Raw genomic sequence first — 18764 nt, 5'->3', positions numbered from 1 at the left:
TAGACAGAGAGGGCATCCCGCGGGATGCCCTCTCTCGTTGTATTCACACCTGCCGCGCCACGCTCGGTAGCAGCGGCTCGATGCTCCCTCTCCTATTGCAGACTGGGCTCCAGCAACTGCTGTCGCAGCGAAGTCTCCTCGGCCTGAGTCATGGCATGTTGCGCCCCCCCGGCGGCAGGCTCGATGGCCAGCCAGTGGGCAAGGTCGGCGGCGGTCTCTTCCAGCCACCGGAAGTTCAACCCGTGGACGATGGCAGCCTCGGCGCTTATAGAGCCATAACCGGCAAATTCCGCCTGCGCACAGGGCAGCAGGGTGGGATAGCTCTGCCAGGGCTCGATTCCGGCCGCCATCAGGGTCGACCAGGGCAACCACTCGGGCTGGATGGGGCGAGCTGGCTGCAACCTAGCGCTCAGCCGCTCCAGCCAGTCGCAGAGGGTAATGCCGGGTTTGAGCAGGTTGAAGATGCCCCCCAACTGCTGCTCGGCCGCGCGCAACACAAACTCGGCGCAGTCGCGCACATCGAGATACTGCAAGCGATCCTCGCCACTGCCCGGCAGCAACCAGGGCCCGCCCTGCTGCACCCGCTTAATCCACCAGGCCATCCGTCCGGTAGGATCATGGGGGCCACACAACACGCCCGGGCGCAGGATGCAAAGCCGCTCGCCCCAGCGGGCGCGATACTCCTGCTCGCACAACACCTTGAGCGGGCCATAGTCAGTGGGCATTTCCCCTTCGGGGATAGCATGCAGCGGCGCCGACTCATCCATCCCGGGCAGTGAGAAATCGCGATAGACGCTGATGGTGGAGATAAAGATCAGCCGCGCGCAGCACCCGAGCAAGGCCGCCGAGAGGCTCGCCGCCTGCTCGGGGCGATAGCAGCAGGTATCGATGACGAGATCCCACTGCAACCCGGCCCCTTGCAGTGCGCTCAGGCTGTTGTCCCTGTCGCCGGTGAGCTGCACCAGATCGCGCCAGTCTGGATGCTGGTGCAGGCCGCGGTTGAACAGAGTCACTTCATGGCCCCAATCCAGCGCCAGCGCGGTGAGGTGGCGCCCCAAAAAGCCGGTGCCACCGATAATCAGCAGTTTCATCCCTCTCCCTCTCCCTCTCCCTTCGGCGCGAGTGCGCACATTTCATCCTGACACGCCAGTTGCCTCCACCCTACGCAACTTGGCGTGCGGGCACAGCCCCCGACTGGCCGGGATGGGACCGGGATCACGGCAGCGCCGTAGAAATTGGCGTAATAAGGCCAAGCCTGCGTTTTGGGGCCGCCTGTGCTAAATTGCCGGGGTTTTCAGTCAGGATCCGCCATGAAGTTCGAAATCGACACCCTCGGGATCATCCGCTCTCCCTACAAGGAGAAGTTCGCCATCCCCCGCCAGCCCGGTCTGGTCAAATCGGCCCGCGCCCGCCTCGAGTTGCTCCCCCCTTACGATCAGCCGGATGTGCTGCGCGGCATCGAGCAGTTCTCCCATCTGTGGCTCAGCTTCGTCTTTCATCAGACCATGGCGCAGGGCTGGCACCCGACGGTGCGCCCGCCGCGCCTTGGCGGCAACGAGCGGGTCGGCGTCTTTGCCACTCGCTCCACCTTCCGCCCCAATCCGCTTGGGCTCTCGGTGGTCGAGCTGCACGGGGTTGGTCGCGAACGGGGCAAGCTGTGGCTGGAGCTGGGGGCGGTGGATCTGCTCGATGGCACCCCCATCGTCGATATCAAGCCTTATATTCCCTATGCCGACAGCCTGCCTGATGCCCGTGGTGGCTTTGCCCCCGACGCGCCCACCCCGCCGCTGGCGGTGAGCTTCAGTGCCGAGGCCGAGCAGCAGTTACAACCCTGGCTCAAGGCCCACCCCGAGCTGCGCCAGCTGGTAAACGAAGTGCTGGCACAAGATCCCCGCCCCGCCTACAAGAAGGGCAAGCCCGATGAGAAGGAGTACGGGGTGCGGCTGTTTGACTGCAACGTCCGTTTTCGCATCAGCGAGCCGGATTGCGTGGTGCTGACCATCGAGCCCGCCTGAACCTGGCGGGCCGACATCACTGATGCTATTTCACGCCTTCTTCACGTCACAAGGGGCTTAATGAGCCTGTAAATTGTGTGGCATTGATCAGACTATCCACCCGGTTGCCAGTGATACCATGCAGACAGCAGAGGGCATCTCCTCTCTGACTGAGGCCAGCCGCAGGCTGCCGGTTGATGGCAAGCATGGCAGCCAGCCTGTTGCCGCCAAAGGAGCAGGCCGCGTCCCGACACGTTTGAGTGCGGGGATGCCACACGGATGTGACAGCACTTCGAAGGAATAAACTTATGCTGATGAACAGTGAACAACGTTATGGCACCCTGAATATCGGGCTGCACTGGCTGACCCTGTGGGCCATGATCGCCGTCTACGCCCTGATCGAATTTCGCGATATCTTCCCCAAAGGGGACCCTGGCCGGGATCTGATGAAGGAGTGGCACTTTATGCTGGGGCTGCTTATCTTCGCCCTGGTGTTTGTCAGACTGGCCCTGCGCTGGATGAGCCCGACGCCCCGTATCGTGCCCGAGCTCTCCCCGATCATGCACAAACTGGCAAAACTGGCCCACCTCGCCCTCTACGGTTTTCTTATTCTCACCCCGCTGTTTGGCTGGCTGCTGCTGAGCGCCGCGGGCAAGCCCATCCCCTTCTTCGGGCTTGAGCTGCCTGCCCTGCTTTCCCCCAGTCCGGATCTCAAGGGGCTGATCAAGGAGGTGCACGAGACGCTGGGCAATATCGGTTACGCCCTGATCGGCCTGCACACGCTGGCCGCCCTCTATCACCACCATATTCTCAAAGACAACACCCTCACCAATATGCTGCCGCCGCGCCGCAGCTAACGGGTGACAGAGAAACGCAGAGGGGGCCATCGTGGCCCCCTCTCTGTTTTCCTGAACAACGGTCATCTGCACCGCTGGCAAACGGCATCACGCCTGCTTGGCCAGCTCCTCGGTCGACTTGCCTTTCGGCTCGTGCGGCAGCTTTTTCACATTGTTCTTGCTCTCCGGCTGCTTGCTCCCGGACGAACTGTTTTCAGACAAGGCTTGCAACACAGGATCGGCCTTGCCGGCCACGGTGGGCTGGGACTGGCCAACAAAGTTGCCGCCCTTGCAGATGGAGAGACTGCCCCCCTTGAAGATCCCCTGCATCTTGCCGCTCTCCAGGATCTCCACCTCGGCGGAGGTGCACGTCCCCTCCAGCAGACCATTGATGATCACGTGAGGCGCACTCACCTCCCCCTCAACGCTACCGCCCTGCATGATGCGCAGCACACCACCGCTGAGCTGGATGGTGCCATTGACCTGACCGCGCACCTCCAGATCCCCCTCCACCTGCAACTCGCCCTTGAAGCGGGCACCGGCTGCAATCACGGTGGCTGACGCAGTAGCCGCACCACCTTTGTTTCTTCCAAACATCCGTACTCTCTCCACCAACCACACAAGCAGAACCAGCGGCATCGGCGCCACTGGCCACAGAAAACAGGGCGACCCCAGCACATAGAGCAGCAAGGCTGCCCCCCAGCAGAGCCAGACAATATAGAGGAGGTCGCTGCGCTCACGCTGTTGCAGTCGCGCCAGCAGCCTCCCGGCCATCTCTCTCATCACATCAAACCTTTCGCAGCATGGCTGCCGACCAGCAGGCCATCGACAACCCGGACCATGGTTAAACGACCAGTTGGCGCGAACTCTGAAGTCCCGCTGATTCAGTCCCGATACAGCCGGGATGCATTAGGATTCGAATTGACTCGAAGCGACATACACTTTCTAATTGACAGCCTGGATCCCTATGACCGCTCACATCATGAAAATTCTGTTGGTCGAAGACGACAAGCTGCTCAATCACCACCTCTCCTCTCTGCTGACCGAAGCCGACAATCAGGTCTACAGCACCGACCAGGCCGGGATTGCACTGCACTACGCCGCCGACTATCCCATTGATGTGGCCATCATCGACCTCGGTCTGCCCGATATGGACGGCCTGCAACTGATCCGGCAACTGCGTGAACGGCAGATCCCCTTCCCCATCATTGTGCTGACCGCCCGTGGCAACTGGCAGGACAAGGTCGAAGGACTGGAAGCAGGTGCTGATGACTATCTGGTCAAACCGTTCCAGAAAGATGAGCTGCTGGCCCGACTCAATGCGCTGGTGCGCCGCAGCGCCGGTTTTATCTCGCCCAAGGTGAAAGCCGGTGATTACGAGCTGGATCTCTCCCGCAAGGAGCTGACCATCGCCGGTGAAGTGGCGGTGCTCACCAGCTTTGAATACCTCATTCTGGAGTACCTGATGCGCAACGCCCGTCAGGTAGTCTCCAAGCAGCAACTGCTCGACCAGCTCTACGGCGACGGAGAAGGGGACCCCAACACCATCGAGGTGATGGTGAGCCGCCTGCGCAAGAAGCTGGATCCGGAAGGGACGATTCAACCCATCTCCACCATCCGGCGTCAGGGTTACATCTTCAACCTCTCCTGTAACTGATGCAGTTTCATCTGCCGCGCCCCATCAAGATGATCCGCAGCTCACTGCACATCAAACTGCTGCTCAGCTCGCTGCTGGTCATCGCGCTGATCATGGGGTTTGCCGTCTACGCCCTCTATCTTGGCCACGTCGAGGAGCAGACCCAGAAGGCTAGCGCCCGGATGCAGGAGAACCTGGCCAAGTTGTTTTCCTCCACCGAACCGGATGACAAGGGATCGAACGTCGAGCTGGGGCGGATATCCCGTGGTGCGGGGGATCGCAACCTCGATACCCTGATCTGCCGCGCCGATGGCGATCTGGTCTGGTCGAGCCTCCATATGCCGGAGGTGATCAAGGCCAAACAGACCATCTGCGGCGATCTGATGAAGTATCTGGGGGGGATGGATCTCGACTACTTCTTCAAGAAGCACACCATCAAGAACGGCGAGAGCTACTTCGTCTACAGCCTGCGGTTTATCCGCAATCCCGGCAGCGGCACCACCGCCTACTACGTGGTGATGATCGACTCGGCCAAACGCTACCACGAAGAGTCCCGCACCTACCTCTACCAGACCGCCAAACAGGCACTGCTCGCCTATATGCTGCTGGCCGGGCTGCTGCTGCTCACCACCTTCTGGAGCCTCAGCTCCCTGCGCACCATCGCCCGTCAGATCGACGATATCCGGGCCGGCAAGCGCGATGACCTCTCGAGCGATTTTGAGCGGGAGCTGGCCCCGCTGACCGACTCCATCAACCAGTTGCTGGAGAACGAACGGCAGCAGACCCAGCGCTACCAGCACGCACTCAACGATCTCGCCCACAGCCTGAAAACCCGGCTGGCGCTGATCCAGATCACCACCCGCGAAGTGAAGCTGGGGCGGGAGATCCACGACAACATCAACGAGCAGATCCTCACCATGGATCAGATGATCCAGTATCAGCTCCGACGGGCCGTGACCGGCCGCCAGCGCCTTGCCAGCAAGGGCACCGAGCCGGTGCCGCTGATTGAAAAACTGCTGGCCAGCCTGACCAAGGTCTATCGCCACAAGAAGCTGCAAACCCACTTCAAGTTCGACGATGACGCCCTCTTCCACGGCGAGCAGGGCGACCTGATGGAGCTGATGGGTAACCTGCTCGACAATGCCTGCAAGTTTGCCATCAGCGAAGTGAAGGTGACGGTGCGTCGCCATCTCGAGCGGCTGCGTATCGAAGTGGAAGATGATGGCCCGGGTATCGACCCGGCCAAATCGGAGCAGATCTTCCAGCGCGGCGTGCGGGCAGACAGTTCACCCGGTCAGGGCATAGGTCTGGCGGTGGTGACCGAAATCGTCCACAGCTATGGCGGCCAGATCCGGGTCGATGAATCCCCCCTCGGCGGCGCCCGCTTTACCTTGGATCTTCCCTGACACCGGATAGGCCCGACCACGGGCCCTCTGCCACCCGCTGCACTGCCCTACCCAGGGTTAAAAACTCCTGCCTGACACCACCCAATTCAGCAATATGCTATCGAGATGCTTGAGATGTGAGGCATCTCGGTTAAGCTATGGCCGACTCGTTTGTTAACCATTTGATGGACCTGTAATCGCACTATGGAAAACATGTTTGAAAGATTGATGTACGCATCCCGCTGGATCATGGCCCCCATTTATCTTGGGCTCAGCCTCATACTGCTGGCACTGGGAGTGAAATTCTTTCAGGAGATCCTCCATATCCTGCCCAACATACTGGAGATGAAAGAGGTGGATCTGGTGCTGGTCACACTGTCGCTGATCGATATCACGCTGGTGGGGGGACTTATCGTGATGGTGATGTTTTCCGGCTATGAGAACTTCGTCTCGCGCCTCGATGTCGGGGATGAGAGCGACAAACTGGTGTGGCTCGGCAAGCTCGATGCCGGCTCCCTGAAAAACAAGGTCGCCGCCTCCATTGTCGCCATCTCCTCTATTCACCTGCTCAAGGTGTTTATGAATGCCGAAAATCTCCCCAACGACAAGATCAAGTGGTACCTGCTGATCCACATCACCTTTGTCCTCTCGGCCTTCGCCATGGGCTACCTCGACAAGCTGACCCGCAAATAGGAATCAGCCTGCGATAAACGATATGCCCGATAACACGACATGGAGCGGGCATATCGTGCGACCACTCTTCACAGTCGAGGCCAATATGATCCGCCCATTATCTGCCACCGATCTGGATGCCGCCGTCGAGCTCTGGTATCAGGCATCGGTGCAAGCCCACGACTTTATTCCCGCCACCTTTTGGCATGCGCAACGGGCAGCGATGCGGGACATCTATCTGCCCGCCAGCAAGAGCTGGGTCTATGAGGAGGATGGACAGCTACTGGGCTTTATCTCCTGGTATCAGGGGTCTGTTGCCGCGCTGTTTATTTCCCCTGATCACCAATCACACGGGCTGGGTCGCCAACTGCTCGAACACCTCAAAGCCCAATATGATCGACTCAAGTTGACGGTCTACGCCGAAAATGAGCAGGCGCGGCGCTTCTATTCCCGCAACGGTTTCAAAGAGGGTGAGCAGCAGTTGTGCGAGCATAGCGGCCACCCCGAGCTGGTGATGCATTGGCAGAAGACTCACAAATAACATCATCAAAAGATGCGCCTTCGCCCACTGCTTTAATTTAATTAACCAGTTTCATTAACATATTTACGCCTCAAGGAAAGTAACATGATAAATAAAATGTTTTTTCTAGCATCAATGGCTTTCAGCGCTAACAGCTATGCCAATCAACATAAAATAATTGGCGTATGGGAATTTAAAATGCCTGATTCAAACTGTTTTGAAGTTCGTGATTTTCGAAATGGTGGTGTTCTATTTAGTCATGCGGCTGATCAGCAGCTAGAATCAAAATATATTGTTTATGAAAAGCCATCATCTGCTGGGTTTTATAAGATGGAAGAGCATATTTTAAAAGATAATGGTGGGCATGACTGTTTAGATATGCCTATGCCAGACCTTAACGATTACGTTTTTTATCTTAAATTTTCTGCATCAGGCAATGAACTCTTAATGTGTTTGGAAGAGAAGTATGAAGCCTGTCTTGGTCCTTATGTCAGAAGGTCACAGGAAGATACGTCTAGCGATAAAAATTAGTCTACTCATGCATTCTAACATCTATCCCTCATTGTATTCTCTTGTTTACCGATGAAATGTCGTTTAGAACAACCTGGCAGAATAGAATCCCCAAAATAATGGCAGATAAAACCTGCCTGTTTTGTGGCCGCCTTGAATGCCATGGCGGCATTCTCTACAATGACCCACTTTTTATTCATTTCGGGTTATATCGATGAGCGATACCAGCACCAAACCGGCTCTGCCGGATCACCTCTCCTGCAATCCCCGCAGCCCTCACTATGTGGCCGCCTGCTTCGAGCACCCGATCGGTATTCGCCTGAACGGCAAAGAGCGCACCGATGTCGAGGAGTACTGCATCAGCGAAGGTTGGGTGAAGATCCCCTCCCCCAAGGCGCTGGATCGCCGTGGTCAGCCCATCCTGATCAAGCTCAAGGGCACCGTTGAAGCCTTCTACAGCTAATCAGCGCGCTGCTGCTTGATAAACAACAAGGCCACCCTCGCGGTGGCCTTGTTGTTTCCGGTATTGGTGCTGGCGTCAGCGTTATCTAAGCGGCAGCCACCTGCCCACATTTCTCTCTGGGCAGCCCTTTATACCCCCAAGCGGTCGCGCAGGGTGTACCAGGCGGCGCCCGCGGCGGTGAAGGGGATGCGGAACAGGCGGCCACCCGGGAAGGGGTAGTGCGGCAGTTTGGCAAAGGCATCGAAGCGCTCGGCCTGACCGCTCAGCACCTCGGAGAGCAGCTTGCCCGCCAGATGGGTGCAGGTGACGCCGTGGCCGCTGTAACCCTGCATGTAGTAGATGTTGGGGCCGATGCGACCAAACTGCGGCAGCCGCGACAGGGTGAGCAGGAAGTTGCCGGTCCAGGTGTACTCCACTTTGACGTCGGCCAATTGCGGGAAGGTTTTCAGCATCTTGGGGATGATCAGCCGCTCGATATCCGCCGGATCCCGCGCGCCATAGACCACGCCACCGCCATAGAGCAGCCGGTGATCGCCGGAGGTGCGGTAGTAGTCGAGCAGGTAGTTGCAATCCTCCAGACAGTAGTTTTGCGGCAAGAGTGACCGGGCCCGCTCCTCCCCCAGCACTTCGGTGGCGATCACTTGGGTACCACAGGGCATGCTCTTGCTGGCCAGTTCCGGCACCAGATTACCGAGGTAGGCGTTGCCCGCCACCACCACAAAGCGCGCCTTCACCGCCCCCTTGGCGGTCTTGACCAAGGCTGGCTGCCCCGGGGTGATACTGGTGACGGCGGATTGTTCGAAGATCTGCCCCCCCTGCATACGGATCGCTTCCGCCTCCCCCAACGCCAGATTGAGGGGGTGAATATGGCCGCCGCTCTTGTCGAGCAGGGCGCCGACATAGCGATCGCTCGCGACCACCTCGCGCACGCCTTTGGCATCGAGCAGCTCCAGCTGGTCGTTGCCCCACTTCTGCCAGCGGGCGTATTGGGATTTGAGCTCGTGCAGCTGCTTCTCGGTCTCGGCGGCAAAGACGCCCCCCTCCTGCAGATCGCACTGGATGTTGTAGCGCTTGATCCGCTCGCGGATGATCTGTCCCCCCTCAAACAACATGGAACCGAGCAGCCTGGCCTGATCCGGCGGGCAGTTCGCTTCTATGGTGTCGATGTCGCGGCTGTAGGAGTTGACGATCTGGCCACCGTTGCGGCCGCTGGCGCCAAAGCCGACTCGTGCGGCCTCCAGCACCACCACCTTGTAGCCCTTCTCTACCAGATGCAACGCGCTGGAGAGGCCGGTATAACCCGCCCCGATGACGCAGACATCGCACTCCAGCTGCTCGGTCAGTGTCGGATAGGGCGCGTGTTTATTGGCGCTGGCTGCGTAGTAACTGTTTACATGTTCGGTCATGATCCCTGTTTCCTTACCGGTTCGGTTGCCAAACTACTGTCAGGATTAAAAGCTAGCCGGGGTGTGGGCGCTGACGATGCGACAGGTCTCCCCCGACGGATTGCTGAAGCTGTGGGGCTCGCCGGTGTCGATCACATAGCTGTCGCCCGCCTCCAGCTGATAACTCTGGCCCGCCACCGTCAGGATCACCGACCCCTCCAGCACGGTGCCGACCTCCTCCCCCTGATGGGTAACCTGACCGCCGGTGTCGGTGCCGGGGGGATAGGTCTCCAGCATAAAGCCGAGCTGGCGGCGGTTGTTGCCGTTGTGCACCAGCTTGAGGGAGACCCCCTGACTGCCCAGCTCGATCAGCTGATCCGCCTTGATCACCACCTCCGGAGTGCGGCTCTCCTCCTCGGCGAAGAAGCGCGACAGCGGCAGGCCGTAGATGGTGAGCAGCTTTTGCAGGGAGGCGACCGAGGGGCTCACCTTGTCCTGCTCGATCATGCAGATGGCACCGTGGGTCAGACCGCTCAGCTCGGCCGCCCGCCGCTGGGAGAGCCCCAGCTGATGGCGCACCGCCGCCAACCGTTCCCCCATGGTGCGCGCCCCGGCGTCAGCCACACTCAACGGTCGAGCCACGCCCTCCCGGCTCTGTGGCCCACTCACCGCAAGCCTCCTCTTGCTGCGCTATCTCTGCATCCTTGCATCATCAGACTCTCCTGCTTGCGCGTGATCGCATCGGATCAGGCGCTGCCTGCTTACCCTGCTGGTTAAAATAGCCAACCAGCTTTCCCTTGCCGTTCACTATGTTACACAGCACAACCGTTCATTATTTTGCACACCTGATTTACCATCTCCCGGTCGTCTGCCCACTTGCAGCCTGCAAGCGAACCGGAGAAAGCGCGCTACACAGCCCATTTTCTAGCATGGCGCCCCCCAGCAATTCAAATATATTTAACACTTGAAAAACATTTCAGCTCAAATTATGGTCTTCCTGTGCTTATTATTTTATACGGCAGCGGCGCAGGAAGGGCCGGCTCACTCCGGCAACCAGCTGCTCTGACCCACACTCGAGGCTTCTCATGTCAGGAACAACATCCCACTCCAGCTTGATCACATCCCGCGCCTATATAGATGGACAGTGGTGCGAGGCCGCCAGCGGCCGCACCTTCGAGGTCACCAACCCCGCCAGCGGTGCCGTCATTACCCAGGTGCCCGACATGGATGCCGAGGATACCCGCCGCGCCATCGCGGCCGCCCACGCGGCGCAACCCGCCTGGGCTGCGCTGACCGCCAAGGAGCGCAGCAACAAGCTCTACGCCTGGTTTGCCGCCATCACCGCCCACAGCGATGAACTGGCCCGCATCATGACCTGCGAGCAGGGCAAGCCGCTGGCGGAAGCCAAGGGGGAAGTGGCCTATGGCGCCAGCTTTATCCAGTGGTTCGCCGAAGAGGGCAAGCGCGCCTATGGCCGCACCATCCCGGGCTTTAGCGGCGATCGCCGGTTGGCCACCATCAAGCAGCCGGTCGGGGTCGTCGCCGCCATCACCCCGTGGAACTTCCCCATTGCCATGATCACCCGCAAAGCAGGCCCGGCGCTGGCCGCCGGTTGCACCATCGTCATCAAGCCCGCCGCAGAAACGCCGCTCTGCGCGCTGGCGCTGGCGCTGCTTGCCGAGCAGGCGGGCATCCCCGCCGGTGTCATCAATATCGTCACCAGCCACCAGCCGAGCGCGGTGGGCAACGAGCTGTGCAGCAATCCGGTGGTGCGCAAGCTCTCCTTCACCGGCTCTACCCGCATAGGCAAGCTGCTGATGCGCCAGTGCGCCGACACCATGAAGAAGCTGTCGCTGGAGCTGGGCGGCAATGCTCCCTTTATCGTCTTTGACGACGCCGATCTCGACGCCGCCGTTGCCGGGGCGCTCGCCTCCAAATACCGCAACGCCGGGCAGACCTGCGTTTGCGCCAACCGGATTCTGGTACAGGCCAGCGTCTATGACGCCTTCGCCGAGAAGCTGACTGCCGCCGTTGCCACCTTCAAGGTGGGAGATGGCATGGCGGAAGGCACCCAGATCGGCCCGCTCATCAACCCGGCTGCCGCCAGCAAGGTGGCCGAGCTGGTGCAGCAATCGGTCGCCGCCGGTGCCGAAGTGCTGCTGGGGGGCGAAGCTCACCCCGCTGGCCCCCTCTTCTACCGCCCCACCATTTTGGGCAAGGTGGATAAAACCAACCCCATCCTGCAGGAGGAGATCTTCGGACCGGTGGCACCGCTGGTGTGCTTCGAGAGCGAAGCCGAGGCCATCGCCATTGCCAACGACACCCCTTATGGCCTGGCCGCCTACTTCTATGGCCGCGATATCGCCCGGGTGTGGCGCGTCGCCGAGCAGCTGGAGTACGGCATGGTCGGCATCAACGAGGGGATCATCTCAACCGAGCTGGCCCCCTTTGGCGGGATCAAGGAGTCGGGGTTGGGCCGGGAAGGGGCCGCCGAGGGGCTGGAGGAGTATCTGGAGACCAAATACCTCTGCTTTGGCGCCATTCGCTAGGGCAGCAACAGAGAGACAAGGCGCCGCCGAACTGGCCCGATGGGCTGTTCGGCGGTGATGGGCGCCAAAACGCCTGCCACATTTTCAGGGAATATCGGGGGCTGCGGCCCCTCAGGGAGGAAAGATGAGTCAGTCAGAATCAAACAAAGCGTGGCAAGCGCGCCGAGAAGCGGCCGTGGTCAACGGCGTTGGCACCCTGCTGCCGGTCTTTATCAACCGAGCGCAAAATGCCGAGTTGTGGGATGTGGAGGGCAACCGCTACATCGACTTTGCCTCCGGCATCGCCGTGCTCAACACCGGCCACAACCACCCGAAGGTGGTGGCGGCGGTGCGCGAGCAGCTGGAAAAATTCAGCCACACCTGCTTTCAGGTCACCCCTTACCCGGGCTATATCGAGCTTGCCGAAAAGCTCAACGCCCTGGTGCCCGGCCCGACCCCGAAACGCACCCTGTTTCTCTCCACCGGTGCCGAGGCAGTCGAGAACGCCATCAAGATCGCCCGCTCCCATACCGGTCGCAGCGGTACCATCGCCTTCAAGGGGGGCTTTCACGGCCGCACCATGATGGGGATGGCGCTCACCGGCAAGGTGGTCCCCTACAAGACCGGCTTTGGCCCCTTCCCGGGTGAGGTCTACCACATCCCCTTCCCCGCCGATTATCTCGGGGTAAGTGAAGAGGATGCCCTGCACGCCCTCGATCTCTGCTTCAGCGCCGACATCGAACCGAGTGGCGTGGCCGCCATCATCATCGAGCCGGTACAGGGAGAAGGGGGCTTCTATCCTGCCTCCGCGAGCTTTATGCAGAAGCTGCGCAGCGTCTGCGACCAGCACGGCATTCTGCTGATCTGCGACGAGATCCAGAGTGGTTTTTGCCGCACCGGCAAGACCTTCGCCACCGAGTATGCCGGCATCGAGCCGGACATAATGACGTTGGCCAAGAGTCTGGCGGGGGGCTTCCCTCTCTCGGCGGTCGTGGGCAAGGCGGAGATCATGAACTCGGCCAAGCCGGGGGGCCTGGGTGGTACCTATGCCGGTTCCCCCATCGCCTGCGCCGCCGCGCTGGCGGTCTTGCAGGTGATCGACGAGGAAAAACTCAACCAGAAAGCGCTGGATCAGGGGGGGCAGATCAAGGCGGGGCTGGAACGCATAGCCGAGCGTTTTGACTGCATAGGTCAAATTCGCGGCCCCGGTGCCATGGTGGCCATGGAGCTGGTGAAACGCCGTGATGCCAGCCAGCCCGATCCCGACCTCACCAAACGTCTGGTGGCCGAGGCGGGCAAACGGGGTCTGGTCCTGCTCTCATGCGGGGTGCGCGCAAATGTCATCCGTTTTCTCGCCCCCCTGACAGCCCCTGCGGCAGTGATTGACGAGGGGTTGCAACTCCTTGAAAAATCACTGGAGGCCGTGCTGGCCTGACCAGCAGGAAAGTGACCACTTACCTGTGCAAATAAATGCAATTTTGCCCCCTTTTTTTCTTGTCAAGGGGGCCCTGCAAATGCACAATGCGCCGCCACTGAAAGAACCGATGTAAAACAATGGCATCGGTTCTTTTTTAGACAGTGAACACACCCATAAACGAGGCCGGATCACCCCCGGAAAAGATAGCGAGATTGGCAGCAGTCTCCCGACACCAAGTCTAGTGAGGAACAACATGGGGCATCTCAATGCTTTCCAACCGGTCATGGCCGGTGTGCGCCGCCCTGGCGCCCTTGATTCCCGGGCCTCTCTCCCGGTTTCGTTGATGGACCGTGCCACTCTGGCACTGCATGAGGAACATGCATAATGGCGGCCCAGCAGGTTGGTCTGAAAAAGACCCTCAAACTGTGGCAGGTCGTGGTTATGGGACTGGCGTACCTCACCCCCATGGCGGTGTTCGACACCTTCGGCATCGTTACCGAAATCACCGAAGGCCATGTACCGACCGCCTACCTGTTTGCCCTCATCGGCATGCTGTTCACCGCCCTGAGCTACGGCCATCTGGTGCGCAAGTTCCCGTCAGCCGGCTCCGCCTATACCTATGCCCAGAAGGTGTTTCACCCCTATGTCGGCTTTATGGTGGGCTGGACCTCCCTGCTCGACTACATGTTCATGCCGATGATCAACATGCTGCTGGCCAAGATCTATCTGGAAGCCCTCTTCCCGAACGTGGAGCCCTGGACCTATATCTTCGGTCTGGCGGCGGTGATGACCGCCCTCAACCTGCGCGGCATCAAGCTGGTGGCCAACTTCAACAGCCTGATCGTGGTGATGCAGTTCAGCATCATCGCCATCTTCATCGGCCTGATCGCCTGGGGCGTTCACAACGGTGAAGGGTTGGGGACCGTGGCCAGCAGCCGTCCCTTCTTCTCCGAGCAGATCCAGGTGTCACCGCTGCTGATGGGGGCCTCCATCCTCTGTCTGTCATTCCTCGGCTTTGACGCCATCAGTACCCTGTCGGAAGAGACCCCGGACGCGGATCGGGTGATCCCCCGCGCCATCGTGTTGACGGCGCTGATTGGCGGTGTGCTGTTTGTCACCACCTCCTACTTCCTGCAGCTCTACTTCCCGGACATCTCCCGCTTCCAGCATCCGGATGCGGTACTGCCGGAGATCGCCCTCTATGTCGGCGGCAAGCTGTTCCAGGCGGTGGTGCTGGTCTGCACTACTGTGGCGGTGCTGGCCTCGGGGCTCGCTTCCCACGCCGGTGTATCGCGCCTGCTCTACGTGATGGGTCGTGATCGCGCCCTGCCCGCCCGCTTCTTCGGCTACATCCATCCGAAGTGGCAGACGCCGGCGTTCAACGTGCTGCTGGTCGGCCTGCTGGCCCTCTCTGCGGTGTCGCTGGATCTGGAGATGGCGCTGGCGCTGATCAACTTCGGCGCCCTGGTGGCCTTCACCTTCGTCAACCTGGCGGTGATTGCCCACTTCTATGTGAAGCTGGGCCGCAACAAGTGTCTCAAGGATCACCTGATGTACCTGCTGCTGCCGCTCTGTGGCGCCGCCTGCATCGGAGTACTGTGGCTCAACCTCGAGCCCTCCTCCTTCGAGCTGGGTCTGATCTGGGCGGCGCTGGGGGCCATCTACCTGTTCCTGCGCCTCACCGTGTTCCGCATCCCGCTGCATACTGCCGACAAGGTGGAGATCGCCCAGTAACCGCTGGCCCCCTCCCCTCGATAGCGAACAAGGAGCCTGCGGGCTCCTTGTTGTTTTTGCGGTGTTCTGGTGGCCAGCAGCACGGGTTGCCAGAAATGCGGTTTCTGCAGGAAGTGTGACTGATTTCAAATAACTACCCAGCCGGACCGCTCGCCGGGCCATGGCCCGAGCCGCGTCGCCCCCTATCCTCAGTCATTAATGTGAATGGATATGCAGCCACTCTTTTTCCACTTCACCCCCTCCCATCCCCCGCCAGCCGATAAGCTCGCTGGACTCGAGCCCGGGGGAACGCCGGCAAATATGATCAGGATCAATGTTGAGGCGCTATGCACCCTGCAGCCCCGATTTGCCGATTTTTCATACGCCATGACAGGGTTCTGTTCCCCCCCGAAAAAGGGGGAGCGGCTCGGGGACGGCTGCAGGGGGCGAGTGACCACTTACCTGCCCCGTACGTATGCAAAAAAATGCGTTAATCCGCCCTTTTTTGCTTGTCAAGGGGGCTGACCGAATGCACAATACGCCGCCAATAAAGGACCGATGTTCACTGCGACATCGGTTTTTGTATTTTTGAAGTGCAGTACAAACCCACCACAAGAGGCCGGAACGTTTCCGGAAGTGATATTCGAGATTGCCAAACAATCTCCCGACGTTGAGAGGATAACAATGGGGCGTTTTAATGCTTTCCTGCCGGTACAGCCCGGTATGCGCCTCCCCGGCGCCCTTGATGTACAGGCTTGCGAATCCATCGTATCCCTGCGCTCGTTGCAAGCACGTGCTGCGGCACTGATTGAGGAGAAAGCGTAATGGCATCGCAAAACGCCAAGCTGCTCAAGACCCTTACCCTGACACAAGTGATTGTGATGGGTCTGGCCTATCTGACCCCCATGGCTGTCTTCGACACCTTCGCCATCGTCGGTGACATCACCGATGGCCGGGTCGCCACCGCCTATCTGCTGGCTCTGGGTGGCATCCTGCTCACCGCTTTCAGCTACGGACATCTGGTACGCAAGTTCCCCTCTGCGGGCTCTGCCTATACCTATGCCCAGAAGGTGTTTAACCCCTACGTCGGTTTCATGGTCGGCTGGTCCTCCCTGCTCGACTACATGTTCATGCCGATGATCAACATTCTGCTGGCCAAGATCTACCTGACCGCCATGTTCCCGGGCGTCGAGCCCTGGGTGTTCATCTTCGGTCTGGTGACCGTGATGACCTTCCTGAACCTGCGCGGCATCAATCTGGTGGCCAACTTCAATGGCCTCATCGTGGTGATCCAGCTGGCCATCATCACCCTCTTTATCGGCCTGATGGCGTGGGGGATCTACCACGGCGAAGGGGCTGGCACCCTGATGAGCAGCCGTCCGTTCCACTTCGAGTCAGCACAGCTGGTACCGCTCTTTACCGGTGCGACCATCCTCTGCTTCTCGTTCCTGGGCTTTGACGGTCTGAGCTCCCTCTCCGAAGAGACTCCGAACGCTGGCAAGGTGATCCCCAAGGCGATCGTGCTGACGGCCCTTATCGGCGGCATCATCTTCGTGGTGGTCTCTTACTGCCTGCAGCTCTACTTCCCGAGCCTCGCCCGCTTCCAGCATCCGGACGCGGTACTGCCGGAGATCGCCCTCTACGTTGGCGGCACCTTCTTCCAGTCCGTGGTTCTGGTCTGCACCACGGTCGCGGTACTGGCCTCCGGCATGGCGGCTCACGCCGGTGTGTCGCGCATCCTCTACGTGATGGGTCGTGACCGCATGATCCCGGAGCGGGTGTTTGGCTACATCCACCCGAAATACCGCACTCCGGCCATCAACGTGCTGATGGTGGGCGGTCTGGCCCTCTCCGCCGTGTCGTTTGATCTGGATACCGCACTGGCGCTGGTCAACTTCGGCGCACTGGTGGCGTTCAGCTTCGTCAACCTGTCGGTGATCGGTCAGTTCTGGGTGCGCGAGAAGCGCAACAAGACCCTCAAGGATCACGTCATCTACCTGTTGATGCCGCTGCTCGGCGCCGCCACCATCGGTGCTCTGTGGATCAACCTGGAGCAGAGCTCGCTGGAGCTGGGCCTGATCTGGGCTGGCCTCGGCGCAACCTATCTGTTCCTGCGTCTGGCGGTGTTCCGCATCCCGTTCCGTCAGTACGAAGAGGCGGCTGACGCCTGATCCTTTGCGGATAATGGATAGACAGAAGGGGAGCTATGGCTCCCCTTTTGCTATTTGACGGGCTGAATATGGGGCTCGACTATTGCCACTCTCCCGCACTTGCTTGGTCGGCAAGGAACAGACAGGGCGGATGGCGTCACCAGCCATATTTCTCGCCATCCCCATCATCTATTAGCGAGCAAACCACCAAAGCAAGTCATAAAACCATCATAAAAGTGTCACCTTGTCATATTTCTGTCATTAACCACTGATTAAATGCGCGGGTCATCAACAACCCAAGACGGAACGACCGTCTCAAGAGGCTTTATGCAACACCATCACTCCTTGTCACAGCCGCCCGCGACCCGCGCCCTGTTCAACTGGATGAGTGTCATCGTACTGGTCTACCTGATCCTGGTTGCCGTGGGCGCCATCTCCCACGGCTTCAAAGATTTCTCCGGCGGCGCCGAGGGCGCAGCCCAGCTCTTCGCCTTTGCCAACAACCCCTTTGTCGCCCTGCTGCTGGGTATTCTCGCTACCGCGCTGGTGCAATCCTCCAGCACCGTCACCTCGGTGATCGTCGGTCTGGTGGCTGGCGGCCTGCCCATCAGCATGGCCATCCCCATGGTCATGGGTGCCAACCTCGGCACCACCATCACCAACACCATCGTCTCCATGGGCCATGTGCGGGATCGCGCCGAGTTCCGCCGCGCCTTCGCCGCCGCCACCGTGCACGACTTTTTCAACCTGCTGGCGGTGTTCATCTTCCTGCCGCTGGAGCTGATGTTCGGTCTGCTGCAACACAGCGCCGAGTGGCTGGCCAACCTGCTGGTAGGCTCCGCCAACATGTCGATGAAGGGCATGGATTTCATGAAGCCGCTGACCGCACCGGCCCAGCAGCTGATTGACAGCACGGTTGCCTTCCTGCCGGGCAAAGGTGCCGCCATCGCCACCATCATCATCGGTATCCTGCTGATCCTCGCTTGCGTCACGTATCTGGGCAAAGTGCTGCAACAGGTACTGGTTGGCCGTGCTAAAGAGGTGCTGCACAAGGCACTGGGCCGTGGCCCGCTGACCGGCATCACCTCCGGTGCGCTGGTGACCATCATGGTGCAGTCCTCCTCCACCACCACCAGCCTGATGATCCCGCTGGCCGGCGGCGGCGTGTTCAGCACCCGTCAGCTCTACCCCTTCACTCTGGGGGCCAATATCGGTACCACCATTACCGCCCTGCTGGCTGCCACCGCCATCAGCGGAGCCGGTGCCCAGCTGGCTCTGACCATCGCGCTGGTCCACGTGCTGTTCAACCTCTTTGCCGTGGTCATCATCTATGGCATCCCCTTCCTGCGTGACCTGCCGGTACGCGCCGCCGAGGGGCTGGCCCGGGTCGGCAGCGAGAACAAGCTGCTGGCTCTGGGTTATGTGACGGGTCTCTTCTTCGCCCTGCCCGCCCTGATGATGGTGGCCGCCAAGTAAGCACCGCCGCCATGACAAGGGGCGAGTCACCGACTCGCCCCTTTTTGCGTCTGCGTCTCCGAGCTTTGCCTGCCCTCTC

18 protein-coding genes are annotated in these 18764 nt (G+C 60.0%); 14 read left to right on the top strand and 4 right to left on the bottom strand.

Annotated elements, in window-relative coordinates:
• Positions 1-92: 92 nt before the first annotated feature.
• Positions 93-1091 (bottom strand): NAD-dependent epimerase/dehydratase family protein, encoded by a 999-nt coding sequence (locus I6L47_RS20485; RefSeq protein WP_216948226.1) that lies wholly within the window; start codon positions 1089-1091, stop codon positions 93-95.
• Between the two features lie 219 nt (positions 1092-1310).
• Here I6L47_RS20485 and tsaA point away from each other — a divergent pair, with 219 nt between their 5' ends.
• Together tsaA and I6L47_RS20475 are read left to right on the top strand one after the other, a co-directional pair.
• Positions 1311-2015 (top strand): tRNA (N6-threonylcarbamoyladenosine(37)-N6)-methyltransferase TrmO, encoded by a 705-nt coding sequence (gene tsaA, locus I6L47_RS20480; protein ID WP_216948225.1) that lies wholly within the window; start codon positions 1311-1313, stop codon positions 2013-2015.
• 287 nt (positions 2016-2302) lie between these two features.
• Positions 2303-2851 (top strand): cytochrome b, encoded by a 549-nt coding sequence (locus tag I6L47_RS20475; RefSeq protein WP_042052684.1) that lies wholly within the window; start codon positions 2303-2305, stop codon positions 2849-2851.
• Between the two features lie 87 nt (positions 2852-2938).
• On the opposite strand, the gene I6L47_RS20470 is transcribed toward I6L47_RS20475, so the two are convergent.
• Positions 2939-3613, bottom strand: coding sequence for a polymer-forming cytoskeletal protein (locus tag I6L47_RS20470; protein ID WP_216948224.1), 675 nt, complete (start codon positions 3611-3613; stop codon positions 2939-2941).
• Between the two features lie 199 nt (positions 3614-3812).
• Between I6L47_RS20470 and I6L47_RS20465 the strand changes: the two genes are divergently transcribed.
• The 6 genes from I6L47_RS20465 to I6L47_RS20440 all read left to right on the top strand — a co-directional run bounded on the left by I6L47_RS20465 (position 3813) and on the right by I6L47_RS20440 (position 8016).
• Complete coding sequence (locus I6L47_RS20465; RefSeq protein WP_040066247.1) at positions 3813-4487, top strand: response regulator transcription factor; 675 nt, start codon at positions 3813-3815, stop codon at positions 4485-4487.
• Positions 4487-5872 carry an ATP-binding protein gene (locus I6L47_RS20460; RefSeq protein ID WP_005338217.1) on the top strand — a complete coding sequence of 462 codons (1386 nt, stop codon included), beginning with the start codon at positions 4487-4489 and terminating at the stop codon, positions 5870-5872. Before I6L47_RS20465 ends, I6L47_RS20460 begins: the two co-directional genes overlap by 1 nt.
• Positions 5873-6055: 183 nt before the next feature.
• Positions 6056-6544: a TIGR00645 family protein gene (locus tag I6L47_RS20455; RefSeq protein ID WP_040065876.1), complete on the top strand. Its 489-nt coding sequence runs from the start codon at positions 6056-6058 to the stop codon at positions 6542-6544.
• A gap of 85 nt (positions 6545-6629) precedes the next feature.
• Positions 6630-7064: an N-acetyltransferase gene (locus tag I6L47_RS20450; protein ID WP_216948223.1), complete on the top strand. Its 435-nt coding sequence runs from the start codon at positions 6630-6632 to the stop codon at positions 7062-7064.
• Between the two features lie 84 nt (positions 7065-7148).
• Positions 7149-7574: a hypothetical protein gene (locus I6L47_RS20445; RefSeq protein WP_139741757.1), complete on the top strand. Its 426-nt coding sequence runs from the start codon at positions 7149-7151 to the stop codon at positions 7572-7574.
• 193 nt (positions 7575-7767) lie between these two features.
• Positions 7768-8016 (top strand): DUF3297 family protein, encoded by a 249-nt coding sequence (locus I6L47_RS20440; protein WP_005338226.1) that lies wholly within the window; start codon positions 7768-7770, stop codon positions 8014-8016.
• 128 nt (positions 8017-8144) lie between these two features.
• On the opposite strand, the gene I6L47_RS20435 is transcribed toward I6L47_RS20440, so the two are convergent.
• Together I6L47_RS20435 and puuR are read right to left on the bottom strand one after the other, a co-directional pair.
• A complete protein-coding gene (locus tag I6L47_RS20435; RefSeq protein WP_124929916.1) occupies positions 8145-9422 on the bottom strand; it encodes an FAD-binding oxidoreductase in 1278 nt (425 codons plus the stop codon).
• A gap of 45 nt (positions 9423-9467) precedes the next feature.
• Positions 9468-10070 carry an HTH-type transcriptional regulator PuuR gene (gene puuR / locus I6L47_RS20430; RefSeq protein WP_076494434.1) on the bottom strand — a complete coding sequence of 201 codons (603 nt, stop codon included), beginning with the start codon at positions 10068-10070 and terminating at the stop codon, positions 9468-9470.
• Between the two features lie 416 nt (positions 10071-10486).
• Between puuR and I6L47_RS20425 the strand changes: the two genes are divergently transcribed.
• From I6L47_RS20425 to I6L47_RS20400, 6 genes are all read left to right on the top strand, one after another.
• Positions 10487-11950, top strand: coding sequence for an NAD-dependent succinate-semialdehyde dehydrogenase (locus tag I6L47_RS20425; RefSeq protein ID WP_216948222.1), 1464 nt, complete (start codon positions 10487-10489; stop codon positions 11948-11950).
• Positions 11951-12074: 124 nt separating this feature from the next.
• Positions 12075-13364 carry a 4-aminobutyrate--2-oxoglutarate transaminase gene (gene gabT / locus I6L47_RS20420; protein WP_216948221.1) on the top strand — a complete coding sequence of 430 codons (1290 nt, stop codon included), beginning with the start codon at positions 12075-12077 and terminating at the stop codon, positions 13362-13364.
• 366 nt (positions 13365-13730) lie between these two features.
• Entirely contained in the window at positions 13731-15080 is a 1350-nt protein-coding gene (locus I6L47_RS20415) for an APC family permease (protein ID WP_005359067.1), read from the top strand.
• Positions 15081-15617: 537 nt separating this feature from the next.
• Positions 15618-15884, top strand: coding sequence for a hypothetical protein (locus tag I6L47_RS20410; RefSeq protein ID WP_021230505.1), 267 nt, complete (start codon positions 15618-15620; stop codon positions 15882-15884).
• Positions 15884-17230 (top strand): APC family permease, encoded by a 1347-nt coding sequence (locus tag I6L47_RS20405; RefSeq protein WP_021230506.1) that lies wholly within the window; start codon positions 15884-15886, stop codon positions 17228-17230. Before I6L47_RS20410 ends, I6L47_RS20405 begins: the two co-directional genes overlap by 1 nt.
• A gap of 306 nt (positions 17231-17536) precedes the next feature.
• Positions 17537-18685, top strand: coding sequence for a Na/Pi cotransporter family protein (locus I6L47_RS20400; RefSeq protein ID WP_216948220.1), 1149 nt, complete (start codon positions 17537-17539; stop codon positions 18683-18685).
• The last annotated feature ends 79 nt before the right edge of the window (positions 18686-18764 follow it).

The sequence above is a fragment of the Aeromonas sp. FDAARGOS 1417 genome (assembly GCF_019046985.1).
In the GTDB taxonomy this organism is placed as follows: Bacteria; Pseudomonadota; Gammaproteobacteria; order Enterobacterales; family Aeromonadaceae; genus Aeromonas; species Aeromonas veronii.
This window is presented reverse-complemented; position numbering and strand designations above follow the sequence as displayed.